The 17,171-nt window shown below is 62.6% G+C and carries 6 protein-coding genes; all 6 read left to right on the top strand.

Annotated features, from left to right (window positions below):
- Positions 1–96 precede the first annotated feature (96 nt).
- Positions 97–2,577, top strand: a complete 2,481-nt coding sequence (gene pgaA, locus ACVWVP_RS28165; RefSeq protein ID WP_457409277.1) for a poly-beta-1,6 N-acetyl-D-glucosamine export porin PgaA — start codon at positions 97–99, stop codon at positions 2,575–2,577.
- 12 nt (positions 2,578–2,589) lie between these two features.
- On the top strand, positions 2,590–4,587 hold the full coding sequence (gene pgaB, locus ACVWVP_RS28160) for a poly-beta-1,6-N-acetyl-D-glucosamine N-deacetylase PgaB (protein WP_178919319.1): 1,998 nt from the start codon (positions 2,590–2,592) through the stop codon (positions 4,585–4,587).
- Positions 4,588–4,589: 2 nt separating this feature from the next.
- Positions 4,590–5,930, top strand: a complete 1,341-nt coding sequence (gene pgaC / locus ACVWVP_RS28155; RefSeq protein ID WP_178919320.1) for a poly-beta-1,6-N-acetyl-D-glucosamine synthase — start codon at positions 4,590–4,592, stop codon at positions 5,928–5,930.
- 2 nt (positions 5,931–5,932) lie between these two features.
- Positions 5,933–6,415 (top strand): poly-beta-1,6-N-acetyl-D-glucosamine biosynthesis protein PgaD, encoded by a 483-nt coding sequence (gene pgaD / locus ACVWVP_RS28150; protein WP_178919321.1) that lies wholly within the window; start codon positions 5,933–5,935, stop codon positions 6,413–6,415.
- Between the two features lie 395 nt (positions 6,416–6,810).
- Positions 6,811–8,535: a ShlB/FhaC/HecB family hemolysin secretion/activation protein gene (locus tag ACVWVP_RS28145; RefSeq protein ID WP_457409273.1), complete on the top strand. Its 1,725-nt coding sequence runs from the start codon at positions 6,811–6,813 to the stop codon at positions 8,533–8,535.
- A gap of 30 nt (positions 8,536–8,565) precedes the next feature.
- On the top strand, positions 8,566–17,169 hold the full coding sequence (locus ACVWVP_RS28140; protein WP_457409270.1) for a two-partner secretion domain-containing protein: 8,604 nt from the start codon (positions 8,566–8,568) through the stop codon (positions 17,167–17,169).
- Positions 17,170–17,171: the final 2 nt, after the last annotated feature.

Raw genomic sequence — 17,171 nt, 5'->3', positions numbered from 1 at the left:
GAAAGCTAGGTCGGGTCACTAGACGCCGACACCCTGATGCAAATTGCTCAGGACCACCTATCGTTACAGCTTTCCGTGTGTAAGGAAGCTCACGATATGCTGCGAAACCTACCACTCAGTGCTTCAGGCCGGTTGCGACTGCTCATCGGGGCAGCCTTATGCAGCCAACTGCTGATGCCTGCTTTCGCTTTGGCCGATCCGGCCTATGACGCGCTGATCATTCAGGCGCGCAACGGCAATTTCACCCCCGCCCTGACCCAATTGCGCCAATTGCCTGCCGAGCGCCAGACGCCGGGGCAGATCAGCGATCACCTGGTGATTGCCGGCTGGGCCGGGCAGGACGCCGAAGTGCTGAAGGTGTACGAGGCCCAGGGCAAGAATCGCAACCTGAGCACCCAGGCGCTCGCCACGGTTGCGCGCACCTATCGCAACCAGAAGCAGTGGGCCCAGGCGACGGCGGTCTACAACCAGGCGCTGTTGCGTGAACCGAACAATGTCGACCTGCAACTGGGCCTGGCGCTGACGCAGGCCGACGGTGGCCAGGCCACTGAGGCCGTGCAGCGCACTCGCGCGCTGGTGGCGGCCAACCCGAACGATCCCAACCGGCGCATGGCGCTGGGCTACGCGCTGACCCGCGCCGGCTTGAACTACGACGCGCTGTTCGAATTCGACCAAGCGTTTATCCGTGCCGGTGACAAACCCGAAGTGGCCCGTGAATACATTGTCGCGCTGCAAAAGGCCCGCCTGCCGGAACCGGCACTGCGTCTGTCGGCCAAGCGCCCGGGCCTGCTGGATGAGGTCACCCAGCGCCGCCTGGAAGGCGACCTGGCAGCCGAGCGTGTGCGCATGGCCGAGTTCGCCACGCGCACCGAGCAGGAGCGCTATGTGATCGCCGACCGCGCCCTGCAAGACTACGACAAGCTGCTCGCCCGCTGGACCCCGGACGCCAGCGCCCATGACGACGTGGTGCGCTGGCGCATCGACCGCTTGGGCGCGCTCAAGGCGCGCGCACGCACGGCAGAGGTGATTCGCGAGTACCAGACCCTCAATGGCGAAGGGGTGCAACTGCCCACGTACGCGTTGCGCTGGGTGGCGGCGTCCTACCTGGACCAGCGCCAGCCGGAAAAAGCCGAACCGCTGTACCGCCAGGTGCTGACCGCCCCGGATGCCGACGCCAGTTACCGTGTCGACGACAGCACGGCGTTGTTCTATGCCTTGCTGGAGAGCGACAAGGTGGAGCAGGCCCGTGAAGTGGCCAACAACCTGGCCAAGGAGCAGCAACCGCGCGTCGAACTCAAGGGCCTGCCTATCGGCAACCCGAATGACAACTGGATGGACGCTCAACAACTGGCCGCTCAGGCTGGCACCTACGGCGCCGACCTGCCCGCCAGTGAAGCGGGGCTTGAAGCGCTGGTGCAAAAGGCCCCGGGTAACGTCGGCCTGCGCCTGGCCCAGGCCGACATGTACCGCGCCCGGGATTGGCCACGGCGCGCCGAAGGCGTGCTCAAGGAAACCGAAGCCCAGGCCCCGCGCGATATCGGCCTGGAAGTGAACCAGGCCTATACCGCCATGGACCTGCAGGAGTGGCGCCAGCTCGACCTGCTCACCGATGACGTGCTCGCCCGCAACCCGGACAACCGCCAGGTACAGCGCCTCAGCCGTTTGCGCGACGTACACGATATGGCTGAGCTGCGTGTCGAGGCCTACACCGGAAAAAGCTTCGGTGGTGGCAACAACGGTGACGCGGGCGCCGTCTCGGGCAGCCGCGACTGGGGCATTGAAAGCCGGCTCTATACGCCGCCCATCGACGAAGACTGGCGCCTGTTCGCCGGTGCCGGCTATGCCCGTGCCGATTTCGAAGAAGGCACCGGCCAGCATCGTTGGCAGACGGTAGGCGTGGAGCGGCGCACCCGCGATATGACGATTGAAGCCGAGGTCTCCAACCATTCCTATGGCGATGGCTCCAAACAGGGCGCCGCGGTGTCGATTGCCCGCGACATCAACGACAACTGGCAATACGGCGGCAGCCTCGGCTATCTGCTGTCCACCACACCGCTGCGGGCGCTGAATGACGGCGTCACGGCCAATGGCGGCAGCGGTTTTATTCGCTGGCGCGCCAACGAAAGCCGCGAGTGGAAACTGACCCTCAGCCCTTCCCATTTCAGTGACGGCAACGACCGCTTCGAAGCCCTGCTCAGTGGCCGCGAGGGCCTCTACAGCTCGCCGAAGGTGCAAGTGGACCTGGGCCTGGAAGTCGGGGCCAGCCGCAACAGCAAGGAAGATACGGTCTACTTCAACCCGAAGTCGGACTTCACCGTGTTGCCCGTGATCAACGTCAACCATGTGCTCTATCACCGTTACGAGACCCAGTGGAGTCAGCAGTTCCAGATCGGTGCGGGGACGTATAGCCAACAGGATTACTCCACGGGTGGCATTGGCCTGGTGGGCTACGGCCAGCGCTTTCGGTGGAACGATGTACTGGAAGCCGGCGCCAACCTGAGCCTGATCAGCCGACCTTACGACGGTGATCGCGAACGCGATCTGCGCCTGCTCGTCGACCTCACTTACCGTTTCTAGAAGAGCCTGACCATGACCGTCCTCAGCCGTTGCTTGTTGATTCTGGGCGTATTGCTGGCCAGTGCCTGTGCCCAGCAGCCCGCGCCCTTCACTCCACCCGCCGAGCGGCCCACTCCGGCCAACGAACTGGCGTGGCCGAAAAACCATTTCCTGGGCATTGCCTACCACGACGTCGAGGATCGCGACCCCGATCAGGCGGTGGTCGCGGTGCGCACCGAGCGTTTGATCGAGCAGTTGGCCTGGTTGCGTGAAAACGGCTACCAGGCGGTCAGCGTCGACCAGATCCTGGCTGCCCGTAACGGTGGGCCTGCGTTGCCGCCCAAAGCCATCATGCTCAGCTTCGATGACGGCTATTCCAGCTTCTACACGCGGGTGATGCCGATCCTGCGGGCCTACCATTGGCCGGCCTTGCTGGCGCCGGTGGGTTATTGGATCGACACGCCGATGAACCAGCCGGTGGATTTCGCCGGCCAGCCAAGGCCGCGTGGCGAGTTCCTGACCTGGCAGCAGATCCGCGAAGTGTCCCAGTCGGGCCTGGTGGAAATCGCCGCGCACACCGATGCCAGTCACACCGGCATCCTGGCCAACCCCCAGGGCAACCTGGAACCGGCGGCGACGTCGCTGCGGTTTGACCCGGCCACGGGCCGCTATGAAAGCCAGGCCCAGTTCGACGCGCGGATGCGTGCCGACGTGGTGGCGATCACGCAAAAAATCCAGAAAGTCACCGGCAAGAAGCCTCGCGTATGGGTATGGCCTTACGGCGCCGCCAAAGGCACGTCACTGGCCATCGTGGGCGAGCAGGGCTATCAGATGGCCCTGACCCTGGAAGATGGCCTCGACAGTTCCAATGACTTGATGAACAGCCCGCGCTTCCTGGTGGCCTCCGACCCGGATGGCGAGCATTTCGCCAACAGCATGGTGGCGGTGCAGGCCAAGGCACCGCTGCGCGTGCTGCATGTGGACCTGGACAACGTCTACGACCCTGACCCGGCCCAGCAGGCGCGCAACCTGGACGTGCTGGTACAGCGTGTGGTGGACATGGGCGCGGGCACTGTGTTCCTGCAAGCCTTTGCCGACCCCAAGGGTGATGGCCTGGTACACGAGTTGTACTTCCCCAACCGCCACCTGCCGGTTCGCGCTGACTTGTTCAACCGCGTCTCCTGGCAATTGCACACCCGTGCCCATGCTGCGGTCTATGCCTGGATGCCGGTGCTCAGTTTCGCCCTCGACCCCAAGCTGCCACGCGTGACGCGCTGGGACCCGCAAACCGGCAAGGTCGGCCTGGACCCGGACCAATACAAACGCCTGTCACCGTTTGACCCGCAGGTGCGCAAGATCATCGGTGAAATCTATGAAGACCTGGCCCGCAACAACGCCATCGACGGTGTGTTGTACCACGACGATGCGGTGTTCAATGACTTCGAAGATGCCAGCCCCGCTGCGCTCAAGGCGTACGCCGCCAACGGCCTGCCGAACACCATCGAGGCCTTGCGCGCCGACCCGGCGGTGATGCAGCGCTGGACGCGCTTCAAGAGCCGCTACCTGATCGACTTCACCAATGAGCTGACCGCCAAGGTGCGCGCCATCGGCGGGCCGCAGGTGCAGACCGCGCGCAACATCTTCGCCGAGCCGATGCTCAACCCCGGCAGCGAAACCTGGTTCGCGCAGAACCTGGATGATTTCCTCCAGACCTACGACTGGACCGCGCCCATGGCCATGCCGCTGATGGAAGGCCAGGAGTACAAGACGTCCAACGCCTGGCTGGAACAACTGGTGGCGACGGTCAAGCAGCGGCCCGGTGCGCTGGAGCGCACGGTCTTCGAACTGCAGGCCAAAGACTGGCGGACCAAGGAAGCGCCAGACATCGACGCTGCGCAGATGGCGGAGTGGATGGGGGTGCTTAAACGCCAGGGGGTCAGGAGCTTTGGCTACTACCCGGATAACTTCCTGGAAAATTCCCCGGACTTGAAGACAGTACGTCCGGCCCTTTCCAACCAATGGAACCCTTGACCATGTTCGACAGAATCCTGGCTTTATTCGTGTTGGCGCTGGTGTTGGGCGTGCCTCTGGGCCTGATTTTCCTGGTCACCGGGCAGTTCCTGATGGACTTCGTGTTCTTCTACCCGTTGTTCATGTCAGCGTTGTGGATCGCCGGCGGCCTGTACTTCTGGCTGCATTGGGAGCGCCACTGGCCGTGGAAAGAGGACACCCCGGCGCCGACCCTGGCTGGCGACCCGCTGATCTCGATCATCATCCCTTGCTACAACGAGGGCGAAAACGCGGCGGAGACCATTCATGCCGCGCTGGACCAGCTCTACCCGAACATCGAGGTGATCGCGGTCAACGACGGCTCCAAGGACAACACCGCCGCCGTGCTCGATGCCCTCGCGCTGCAGCACCCGCGCCTGCGGGTGCTGCACCTGGCGCAGAACCAGGGCAAGGCCGTGGCCCTGCGCATGGGCGCCGTGGCGGCGCGCAGCGAGTACCTGGTGTGCATCGACGGCGATGCGTTGCTGGATAAAAACGCGGCGGCCTACATGGTGGCGCCGATGCTCGACAACCCACGGCTGGGTGCCGTGACCGGCAACCCACGGATCCGCACACGTTCGACCTTGATCGGCCGGGTGCAGGTGGGTGAGTTCTCCTCGATCATTGGTTTGATCAAGCGTACCCAGCGGGTGTTCGGCCGGATCTTCACGGTGTCGGGTGTGGTGGTGGCGTTTCGCAAGAAGGCGCTGGACCGCATCGACTACTGGAGCACCGACATGATCACCGAGGACATCGATGTCAGTTGGAAGCTGCAGCTCGATCACTGGGCGATCTTCTATGAGCCGCGCGCCTTGTGCTGGATCCTGATGCCCGAGACCGTCGGCGGCCTGTGGAAACAGCGCCTGCGTTGGGCCCAGGGCGGCGCCGAAGTGCTGTTCAAGAACATCCGCGGTATCTGGCAATGGCGTCACCGTTACCTGTGGCCGCTGCTGTTCGAATACTGCCTGTCCACCGGCTGGGCGTTTACTTTCCTGCTGTCGGTGATCTTCTGGGCGGTGGGCAAATTCGTGGTGCTGCCACCGGCCATCGCCGTGGACTCCCTGGTGCCTCCGGCCTTCACCGGCCTGGTACTGGCCATGGTGTGCCTGGTGCAGTTTGCGGTGAGCATCATGATTGACCGTCGCTACGAAAAGGACCTGTGGAAAACCCTGTTCTGGACCGTGTGGTACCCGATGGTGTTCTGGCTGGTCAGCTTGTTCACCACCCTGGTCAGTTTTCCCAAGGTGCTGTTCAACCAGCACCAGAAGCGCGCACGCTGGGTCAGCCCGGATCGCGGTATTAAACCTGCTGAAGAGGAGGCCTGATCATGAAACTGGTCAGAACTCGCCAGAATCGATTGATGTGGCTGGTCGACGTGGTGTTGACCCTGCTCGCCTGGGCCGGGTTGATCTGGCTGCTGGCGCGCGGGATTAACGCGATGCTGGAAACCCACGGTGGCCCGCGTATCGAAGCGCCGATCTTTGCGGCGCTCAATACCCTGCAGGTGTACCTGTGGATCGCCTTGCTTAACGCACTGATCCTCATCACTTGGGCACGCTACCAACAGCGCCGTGGCCGCAAGTTCGCCCAGCGTCGCGCCGAAGCCAATGCACTCACCGACAAGACCCTGAGCGAGAGCTTCAAGTTGGGCGAGGGCGACCTCGAACAACTGCGTAGGCCGGGTGTGCTGGTGATCCACAACGACGAAGACGGCGGTGTGGAGGAAGTGAAATCCCATGTGTCGCGTGATGTGGAGCGGCCCGGGCTGACCCTGGTGCCGGGCCAGCAGAAAGACAAAGACATCGGCTGAACCCACGCAAGTGGTTGTGGCGAACGGGGCAATCCCGCTCGCCACACGCTTTCCTGCCTATTCCCGATCAGATTTTGGAATTCCGATAAATGGGATCCAATTCACAAAACCTTCGCGAACTTTTCGCACTTTCTCGGTACTAACTTATCTCGGCGACAACTTGATGGCCAACTAATGGCCATTAACAGGTTGTTTTCCGTATCGCTATCAAAACAGTCGCCGCTTGTCGGAATTAAAACTCCAGTTACAGGCGCTCTGTCTTTTTTATAAATTTTATTTGTTATTTATCAATAGCTTGCAGGTTTAATTAGTACGAATGTCCAACTAATCCGTTTTCTTGGATTCGTTGAAGTTCGATGTTAGTTTGCCGGCCCTTGATTTTCGACGGATCGAACATGTCTCTGTTACTGCCACGGACTCGGTATCTTCTGTGCACTTTCCTGCTCGCTTACATGAGTGTGAACAGCGCCACGGCTGCGCCTACCCCGGGTGATCAAGACCTGATTCGTGAGCGGCAGAACCGCCTGCTCGAAGAACAGCGCCGGCGCCTGGAAGAGCTGCAGGACCTGCCTGGCAAGGACACTCGCTCCCAAGCCCCGGCGCTGCCTGCCGACACCCGCTGCTTCCCCATCAAAGACATCGAGCTGCAAGGTGCCGAGAGCCTGTCGGCCTCGGTTAAAGCGAGCCTGGTCAAACCCTACATCGGCCAATGCCTGGGCGTTTCGCAGCTCAATGAATTGCTCAAGGTCGTCACCGATTACTACATCGCCAAGGGCCGCGTCACCAGCCGCGCCTATTTGCCCCAGCAGGACCTTTCCACCGGCCACCTGCGTGTGCTGGTGGTGGAGGGCAAGCTCGAAGGCATCAAGGGCGCCCAGGGCAGCAACGTGACCGACCGTGAGTTGGCCATGGCCTTTCCCGGCAAGGTCGGCGAAGCGCTCAACCTGCGTGAGGTCGAGCAACTGGTGGACCAGCTCAGCCGTTTGCCCTCCAAGCAGGCGCAGATGGAACTGACCCCTGGCAGCGAAATCGGCGGCAGCGAAGTGCGGGTCAAGAACGTGCCGCAAAAGCCCTGGCGCGCCAGCTTGTCGCGCAACAACGATGGCCAGCGCAGCACCGGTGAACAGCAATGGGGCGCGGGCCTGGAGTGGGACAGCCCGCTGGGCCTGGCGGACCAGTTGGTGCTGCGCGGCGGCCATGATGCCATCAGCGACCACCAGAAAACCTCGAAGAACAGCATGTTCTACTACAACCTGCCCTGGGGCTGGTGGAACTTCAGCTACGCCTACAGCGAGAGCGAATACCGCACGCCGGGCGCGGTCGATGACTTCAAGTACAAGCAATGGGGTGAAAGCCAGAACCACCAATTGCGCGCCGAACGCGTGGTGCACCGTGACGACGTGAGCAAGACCTCGGTCAACGTCGGCCTGACCCATCTGCGCACCAACAACTACATCAATGACACGCGCCTGGACGTGAGCAGCAACCGCCTCAGCGAGTTCCAGGTGGGCATCAGCCACGGGCGCCGCATCGCCAGCGCGTTCGTCAACCTGGACGTGGGCATGCAGAACGGCATCGGTGCCTTCGACGCCCAGAGCAATACGCAGTTTCGCGATGGTTTCGGCAACCTCACGCCCACCTCGAACTACCGCAAATACACCGCCACCGCCAGTTACCTGCAGCCGTTCACCTTGTGGGGCGAGTCGTTCAGCTTCACCAGCCTGGCCACCGGGCAGCGCAGTGAAGACGTGCTTTACGCACCGCAGCGCATGAGCCTCGGCGGTTCGTATTCGGTGCGCGGGTTCAAGGACCAGCAACTGACCGGTGACAGCGGCGGCTACTGGCGCAACGACCTGCGCTGGACCCGCCCGGTGAACGTCGCCTGGCTGCGCCCGGCCTTCCTGGAATACGGCGCTGGCGTCGGCTACGACCAGGGCGTGATCCGCAATGACCGTTACAACGACACCCAGCATGGCCGGGTGTCGAGCAACTCCGTGGAGTTGTTTGCGCGGGGCAAATACGTCAGCACCAGTGTGACGTTTGCCCACTCCCTGGAGCGACCTGGCGTGATGACCGAGCGCGAAGCGCCGATCTATTTGCGTCTGGATGTCTTCCTGTAATTCAACGCCCGCTGCATGAGAGTTAAGAATATGGATGTTCGCCCCGCTTCTGCCCTGAAAAGCCTGTTTCAACGCGGCCTGGCCCTGATCCTGGCCAATGCGCTGTTCTGGCAGCCACTGCTGGCCCAGGCCGACGGCATCGTGGTCAGCGGCCCCGGCACCACCGTGGGCCAGGCGGGCAACGGCGTGCCGGTGGTGAACATCGCCACGCCCAATGGCAGTGGCTTGTCCCACAACCAGTTCAAGGACTACAACGTCGGCCCCAACGGCGTGATCCTCAACAACGCCACCGGCATGGTGCAAAGCACGCAGCTGGGCGGGATCATCGTTGGCAACCCGAACCTCAAGGGCGGCGCCGCGAACGTCATCCTCAATGAAGTCAACGGCGGCAGCCCCAGCCAACTACGCGGCTACACCGAAGTGGCGGGCCAGTCGGCCAAGGTCATCGTCGCCAATCCCTACGGCATCACGTGCAACGGCTGCGGCTTCATCAACACCCCCAACGTTACTCTGACGACTGGCAAGCCGATCATCGACAAGGCCGGCCGCCTGGACCACTACCAGGTGGACGGTGGCGCCGTGACCATCGACGGCAAAGGCTTGAACGCGAGCAACGTCGACCGTTTCGAGATCATCACCCGTTCGGCCAAGATCAATGCGCAGATCAACGCACGCCAGCTCACGGTGATCGCCGGGCGCAATGACGTCGATGCGCAGAGCCTGAAAACCACCACCCGCGCCGATGACGGCAGCGCCAAGCCGGAACTGGCCATCGACTCCTCGGCCCTGGGCGGCATGTACGCAGGCGCGATCAAGCTGGTGGGCACCGAAGCCGGGGTGGGTGTGAAACTCGACGGCACGCTTGCCGCCAGTGGCGGCGACATCCAGCTCGACGCCAACGGCCACCTGAGCATGGCCCAGGCCGCGTCCAGCGGTGCGGTGGACATCAAGGCGGTCAGCCTCGACGCCCAAGGGCCGGTCTACGCCGGCACCACGCTCAAGGTGCAGACCAAGGGCGAGATGAAAAACCGCAAGACCCTCGCCGCGCGCGACAGCATCACCCTGGCCAGCAACGGCCAATTGACCAACGACGGCATCATCGAGGCCGGGGTCAACGCCGATAACACCCGCAACAGCGGTGGCGATGTGAAGCTCGACAGCCAGCACATCACCAACACCGGCACGGTGATCGCCAACCGCAACCTCACCGCCAACGCCTCGCAAACCCTGACGAACCAGGGCGGGACCTTGAGTGCCAAGCAGGCCTTGAAGGTCACCGCCGACACGGTCGACAACCAGAACAAGGGCCGACTGCTCAGTGACAACACCCTGAACGTCACCAGTGCCCAACTGAACAACAGCCACGAAGGCGTGATTTCCAGCGACGGTGCGCAAACACTTACCGTCAGCGGTGTGCTGGACAACAGCCAGGGTGGCTCCATCGACAGCACCGGCGCGTTCGAACTGCACGGCAATACCCTGGACAACAGCGCCGGCAGCCTCACCGGCGCCAGCACCATCACCCTGGATCTGCTCGGCAACCTGGTCAACCAGAACGCCAAGCTGGCGAGTGCCGGTGCATTGCTGATCAAGCACGTCGACCACATCGACAATCAGGGCGGCAAGCTCACCAGCCAGGGCCTGCTGACCCTGTTCGCCAACAGCGTCGACAACCGCAACACCGGCACCCTGGCCGCCAACGATGGCCTGGCCCTGACGGTGGGCGGCCTGTTGCAGAACGGTACCAATGGCTTGATTCACAGTGAAAAGGCCGGCCTCAACCTGACCGTCGGCACGTTGGAAAACGACGGCGGGCAGATCACGGCCAAAGCCGGGGATGCTGTCGTTGATGCCACCGCGTTCAACAACGGCGGCGGCTATCTGTTTGCCCGCGACCGCGTGCGCCTGGGCGGTGTGAATGTCGATAACGGTGGCGAAATCGCCGGCCATCAGATCGACGTCAGCCTGCGCGGCGCCCTGACCAACCGTGGCTTGATCGAGAGCGCCACGACCCTCGACGTCGACACCGCCAGTCTGAACAACAGCGGCCAGATGCGCGCACTGGGCGCCACGGGCAAGACCCGCTACGCCATCGGCGGGTCGCTGAACAACAGCGGCAAATTGGAAACCGCCAACAACGAGCTGAGCCTCGCTGCGGGCACCTTCAACAACGTGGGCGGCAGTGTGCTGCACGTGGGCGAGGGCACGCTCGATCTCAGCGGCATCAGCCTCGACGACGTGGGCGGCAGCCTGGTGACCCAGGGTGACCTGACCCTCGACAAAGCCAGCTGGACCAACAGCACCGCGATCCAGGCCGGGCAGTTGACCGTCAACGTCGGCAACCTGCAGCAGACCGCCACCGGCAAATTGCTCGGCACCCGCGCCTTGGTCGGCAACGGCCAGGACTGGACGCTGGCCGGCACCGTGGCCAGCCAGGGCACCCTCGATCTGAACGTCGGCAGCCTGCTCAATGACCACGGCCTGATCTTCAGCGGCGGCGACATGGGCTTGCGCGTCGACCGCCTGAAAAACCTTGCCGCCGATATCTACGCCATGGGCAACCTGCGCATTGACCGCGATGGTCAAGGCGGGCTGGCCAGTAGCATCATCAACAGCTCCTCGACGATTCAGGCCGATGGAGGCCTGACGTTGGCTGCCGGCTCGATCCAGAACATCCGCACTGTGCTCACCACCGAGTCCGGCATCTACAGTGCGTCGATCACCCCCACGCCTTGCATCGAAGGCGTGACCGGTGGCGACTGCGACGGCGGCAAGCAGAACCGTCCCTTCCTGATCACCCAGCGCGATCATTTCATCGTCAGCGATGCGACGGCGGGCTCCGCCATCACCTCGGGCGGCAACCTGCTGCTCACCGGCGGTGAATTGCTCAACAGCAGCAGTAGCATCGCGGCGGGGGGCAACCTGACGGCCACGGTCAACCAACTGACCAACGTCGGTGTCGTGACTCATGACACCGAATACCAGCGCATCTTCACTTCCGAGCGTGAACGTAACCCGGACGGTTGGTACCGTGCGGCGGCGGCCTTCACACAGCAATATTCGGAAGGCGGCGCCAAGTACGATCCGAAGAACCTTGGCGGCCTGGAAGCGGCCATGGCGTCGTTTATCGGCCAGATGGAAAGCGAACAGACCGGGCTGCGCAAAACCACTGAATTGAGCACACCTGACCAACGCTATGGCGCGGTGATCCAGGCCGGCGGAGCGGTGGATGTGAAGGCCCAGGCCGGTATCGACAACAGCGTGGTACGCGGTGGCTACACCTATGTTGGCAGCGGTGCGACCGTGGGCGGCGGCGCACCGGTTTACTCGACGCAGATTAACCTCAACGCGCAATTGCCGGCTGACGTCGCGCAACAGCAGGTCAACCCGCTGGGTCTGCCAGGCTTCGGCCTGCCCACCGGGCAAAACGGCTTGTTCCATCTCAACGACGGCAATGGCGTCAATGGCCTGCCCACCAGCCAGTTCGCGGCCAACCCGCACAAATACCTGATCGAAACCAACCCGCTGCTCACCGACATGCGCCAGTTCATGAGCTCGGACTACATGCTCGCCAAGCTCGGCTATGACCCCGACACGGCTCAACGTCGCCTGGGCGATGGTTTCTACGAACAACGCCTGATCCAACAGGCGGTGCTCGCCCGCACCGGCCAGCGTTTTATCGACGGCCAGACCAGCGACGCCGACCTGTTCAAGCACCTGATGGACAACGCCATCAGCAGCAAGGACGCCCTCAACCTGTCGGTGGGCGTGAGCCTCACCGCCGAGCAAGTGGCAGCGCTGACCCACGATATCGTGTGGATGGAAAACGCCACGGTCGCCGGCCAGCAAGTCTTGGTGCCCGTGCTTTACCTGGCCCAGGCCAACAACCGCCTGGCCCCGAATGGCGCGTTGATTACCGGCAATGACATCAGCCTGTTGGCGGGCAGCGACCTGACCAACGTCGGTACCCTGCGTGCCACGGGCAGCCTGTTGGCGAGCGCCGGGCGCGACATGAGTAACGCCGGCTTGATGGAAGCGGGTGGTCGCCTCGATCTACTGGCCGGCAATACCTTGAGTAACCGGGCCGGTGGCGTGATCGCCGGACATGAGGTCACCCTGGCCGCACGCGGCGACCTGCTCAACCAGCGCACGGTCACCACCCACCAGAGTGCCAGTGACTATCGCGCCGAGCGCTCCGACTTCGCCGACAGCGCCGCGCGTATCGAATCGGCCAGTGCCCTGACCCTGCAAGCCGGCCGCAACATCAACAACGTCGGCGGCGCGCTCAGCAGCGGCACCGACACCACGACCCAGGCGGTGGGCGACGTGAATATCGTCGCCGCGCAAACCCAGAACAGCAGCGTGATCGGCACTCGCTCGCGCCAGGCCAGCATTACCCAGCAGGGTTCGATCATCCAGGCCGGGCGCGACTTGAAGGTGACGTCCGGGCAGGACGTGAACATCGCTGCCAGTCAACTGGAAGCCAAGCGCGACATGGCCGTCGTGGCCACCGGCAACCTCAATGTCATCACCGCCGCCAACGAACAGCATTCGGCGTACAACTCGAAGAAGGTCAAGAGCATCGAGGACCACGTGCAGCAGGTGTCTTCCGTGCTCAAGGCTGGCGGCGATGCCAGCCTGAGTGCAGGTCAAGACTTGCAACTGGTCGCCAGCCAGGTGAGTGCCGGCAACGAAGCGTACCTGGTGGCCGGCAAGAACCTGAGCCTCAAGACCGCCGAAGACCACGACTACAGCTTCTTCAGCAAGACCAAGAAAACGTCCCAGGGCAAGTCATTCCGCCTCGACGAAACCGACGCGGTGAATAACGTCGGCAGCCTCGTCAGTGCGGGCACCCACAGCACCTTGGTGGCCGGTGAAAACCTGTTGCTGGCGGGCAGCGCCGTCACTGCTGAAAAAGGCGCCACACAATTGGTCGCAGGCAAGGACGTGAGCATCCTGGCAGTGAGCAATTCCGACGGCGCCCGTCATGAGCGCAAGGAAAGCAAAAGCAGCTGGGGTGGGCTCAAGTCGAGCAAGGTTGAAGACCAGGTCAACGAAAAGCGCACCACAGCCATGGGCAGCATGGTCTCCGGCGAAACCGTCAGTGTGGCGGCCAAGCGTGATGCAACGGTCACCGGTTCCGCGCTGGTCAGCACCGGCGACCTCGCCGTACAAGCCGGTCGCGACCTGACCATCGATGCGGCGCAAAACACATTCGCTCGCACCGATATGCACAAGGAAAAGAACCGCGACCTTACTGGCGTGCTGACCGGCAACACGCTCGGTTTGGATGACCTTACCGGCAATCAGAAGCTGTACATCAACAGCTCGAAACACAACGGCACGGCCAATGAAATGACCTTGACCGGCAGCACCATTGGCTCAAGCGCAGGCAATGTGTCGCTGACCGCAGGGCGCGAGCTGTCGGTGGTGGCGAGTGACCTGGTGAGTACCAAGAACATGGAACTCAGTGGTGCCAACGTCACCATTACCTCCGGTGTGGAAACCGCCAGCCAGACCAGCAAGGACAGTTCCAAGAGCCTCGCCGTAGGCCGTGTGATCGCCGGCACGGTGGTCGATACCGCCAACAGCATTCGCGATGCAGCCGAAGCGGCCCGCAGCTCCGATGACCCGCGGCTCAAGGCGGTGAAGATCGCCCAGGCGGCCTTGTCGCTCTACAACCTCAATAACCAGGCGGGCGAAGTTGCCAAGCAAAGCACCGGCTTCAAGGACAAAACCGGCGGGTCTGCCGGCAACGGTTCGCTGATCAAGATCGGTACCGAGCTGGCCAACACCCGGACCAAAAGCAGCAGCGAATACACGGCGCAGACCGCGCACCAGAGCAGCCTGAATGCCGGAGAGAAACTCTCGATCATCGCAGCGGGTGACGCGCCGGGCACGTTGGGTGACCTGAACATCACGGGCAGTTCGTTGAAGGCCGACAGCCTGCTGTTGTCCACGAAAAACAACATCCTGCTGCAAAGCGCACAGAACACCACCGACCGTAAAAACGATGGTTCGCGCAACCGAACGGCCATCGGTGCCAGCTTCAACATCGGTGAGCAAAATGGTTTTACGCTGGACCTGGGCGCACAAACTGCCAAGAACCTGGGATCGGGCGGTTCCGTAACGCAGGTCAATACCACCGTGGAGGCCCGTTCCCTGCTGCTGAGCAGTGGCCAGGACACCACCTTGGCCGGTGCGCAGGTACGGGCTGACCGTATCGATGCCGACATCGGCGGCAACCTCAACATCCTGTCGCGCCAGGACACTGACACCTCGAAGAGCAAGCAGGATAGCGCGGGCTTTGGCGCAAGTATTTGTATTCCACCGTTCTGCTATGGGTCCACCGTTTCGGCGTCCGCCAACCTCGCGGCGTCGAAGATGAACAGCGATTACCAGGCGGTGACCGACCAGAGTGGTTTCTTTGCCGGTAAGGGCGGTTACACCATCGATGTCGCCAAGAACACCACCTTGCAGGGTGCGGTGATTGCCAGCGAGGCCACGGCTGACAAGAACCTGCTGCTGACCGACCGCCTGCTGGTCAGCGACATCAAGAACAAAAGCGAGATCAAGAGCCAGTCGGCGGGCGTGAGCGTTTCCGGCTCTTACAGCGGTGGCGTGGGTACCCTGTCGCCGGGTGCGTTGTATGGCATGTCGCTCAACGATTCGGACCACAGTTACACGCGCAGTGCGGTCAGCGAAGGCACGATCGTGGTGCGCAACCCGCAAGGTGCCGACGACCTGATCGGTCTGAACCGCGATACCGCCAATGCCAATCAGCGCCTCGACAAGCCTGATAAAAAGGCCATGCAAGAACGCATGGACCTGATCAAGAGCTCGATGGAGCTGACCAAAGGTATCGGCGATGCCATCGCTTCGGCGCGGATCAAAGCCGCCAGCGACGAAAACAGCGATATCAGCAAAGCGACCAGGCAGAAGCTGATCGAAGAAGGTGTCGCCAACCCGTCACAGGCCCAGATCAGCCAACGAGCGCAGCAGGATTACGGCATCGGCAGCAGTTTCCAGAAGGCCAGCCAAGCGGTGACCGCCGTGGTGCAGGCGGCCATGGGTGGCAGTATCGGTGGGGCGATGGCGGGTGCTGCGGCGCCGTACCTGGCGCAGACCGTCAAGCAGATGACCGAGGGTGACCCGAACGCCAACCTGATGGCTCACGCGGTGCTGGGTGCCGTGCTGGCCCGGGCCGGCGGGAACTCGGCGTTGGCCGGAGCCGCCGGGGCTGTTGCAGCGCAGGAAACCGAGCGCCTGATCCGCGAGCAACTCTACGGCGGCGCGAGCAACGAAAGCCTGACTCAGGAGCAGAAGACGACGATCTCCAGCCTTTCAACACTCGCGGCCGGGCTCTCCGGCTCGCTGGTCGGTAAGGACGCGCTCAATGCGGTGGCGGCGGCGCAGGTCGGCAAGAACGCGGTGGAGAACAACCACCTGAGCATCCTGGAAGGCTTGTCCCTGACGGAGAAGAAAAAAGAGTTCAAGGCCTCCTGTCTCAACGTGACGTCCACCGCTTGTAAAGCGCTGGCAGCGGACATCAATGCGCTGTTGGAAAAGGGGGGTAGCACGCTGAAGGTGGATCACTTTGAAGCGACGGACTTCCTGCAGGCCTCGGATACAAAAGTGACACCAGGGCAGGTCCTGCCATGCGGCATCTCGGGCAATGGGTTCTGCGTGGTCACGAGCATTTCGGTCAAGACGGCGTTGGGCGATGAGTGGGCGCTGCAACCGGCCAGCGACACACAAGCCAAGGTGGGCAAGGACTATCAACAGGCCTTGCAGCAGGACTTGGGCGGTGTCTTGAAAGAAAAGTCCGATGAGATGTTTGTCGCCGGATGCGGTGGCATGGGGCCTATCGGCATTGGCTGCCAGACCTGGATGGCCGCTGGCGGCGCGAGCCCCCTGGGTGATCAGACCACCGGCCAGCGAGTGATGTGGGGCTCTCAAGCGCTGTTGAACAGCCTGGGCTTGGTCGGGGTGATTTACGAAGGCGCGGCAAGCACGGCTGGTAAAGGCGTGATCGCGGAGTCCAGCACGGCCGGCAAGGTGCAACTACCGTCGTGGTACCGCACTGAGGGTGCTGCCGGTGCTGAGTTTGTCTCCACAGGCGGCGGTCTGCCTGAGGGCGCGAGTCGCGTCATCAATACCCGCACGGGTAATTATGAGGTGCTGTCGGGCGGCAAGCTGTACATGGAAACGCCAACGGGTCTTGTACCGAAGGATGGAGGCAACCTGGCGGTACTTGCCAACGCCGAGAGGACCATTGCTGCCAACTCCGCGGAGCGAGCCGGGCTTCAACACGTCGCAGATCTTCCTACGGGCAGCTTTTCGATTTCCGATTGGACAGGTTACCCTTCGGGAGTACCGCAACCTGCAGGGCCCTTCCGATTACTTGAGGGCGCCGAGTATGCTGCCGCCCGCAGTGCCGCCAACAACGCCAACCGGACGATTCGCAAAGACCAGGGACTGGTGGGTTTGCCGGTGGATGTGCATGAAGTCAACCCCGTCAAGTTTGGTGGCAGCCCAACGGACTCGACCAACAAATTGGTTCTGCCGCGCGACGTTCATCGACAGCAAGTGACGCCCTGGTGGAACCAACTGCAGAAAGACTTGGGACGATAGTG

The sequence above is a fragment of the Pseudomonas sp. TE24901 genome (assembly GCF_054058375.1).
This window is presented reverse-complemented; position numbering and strand designations above follow the sequence as displayed.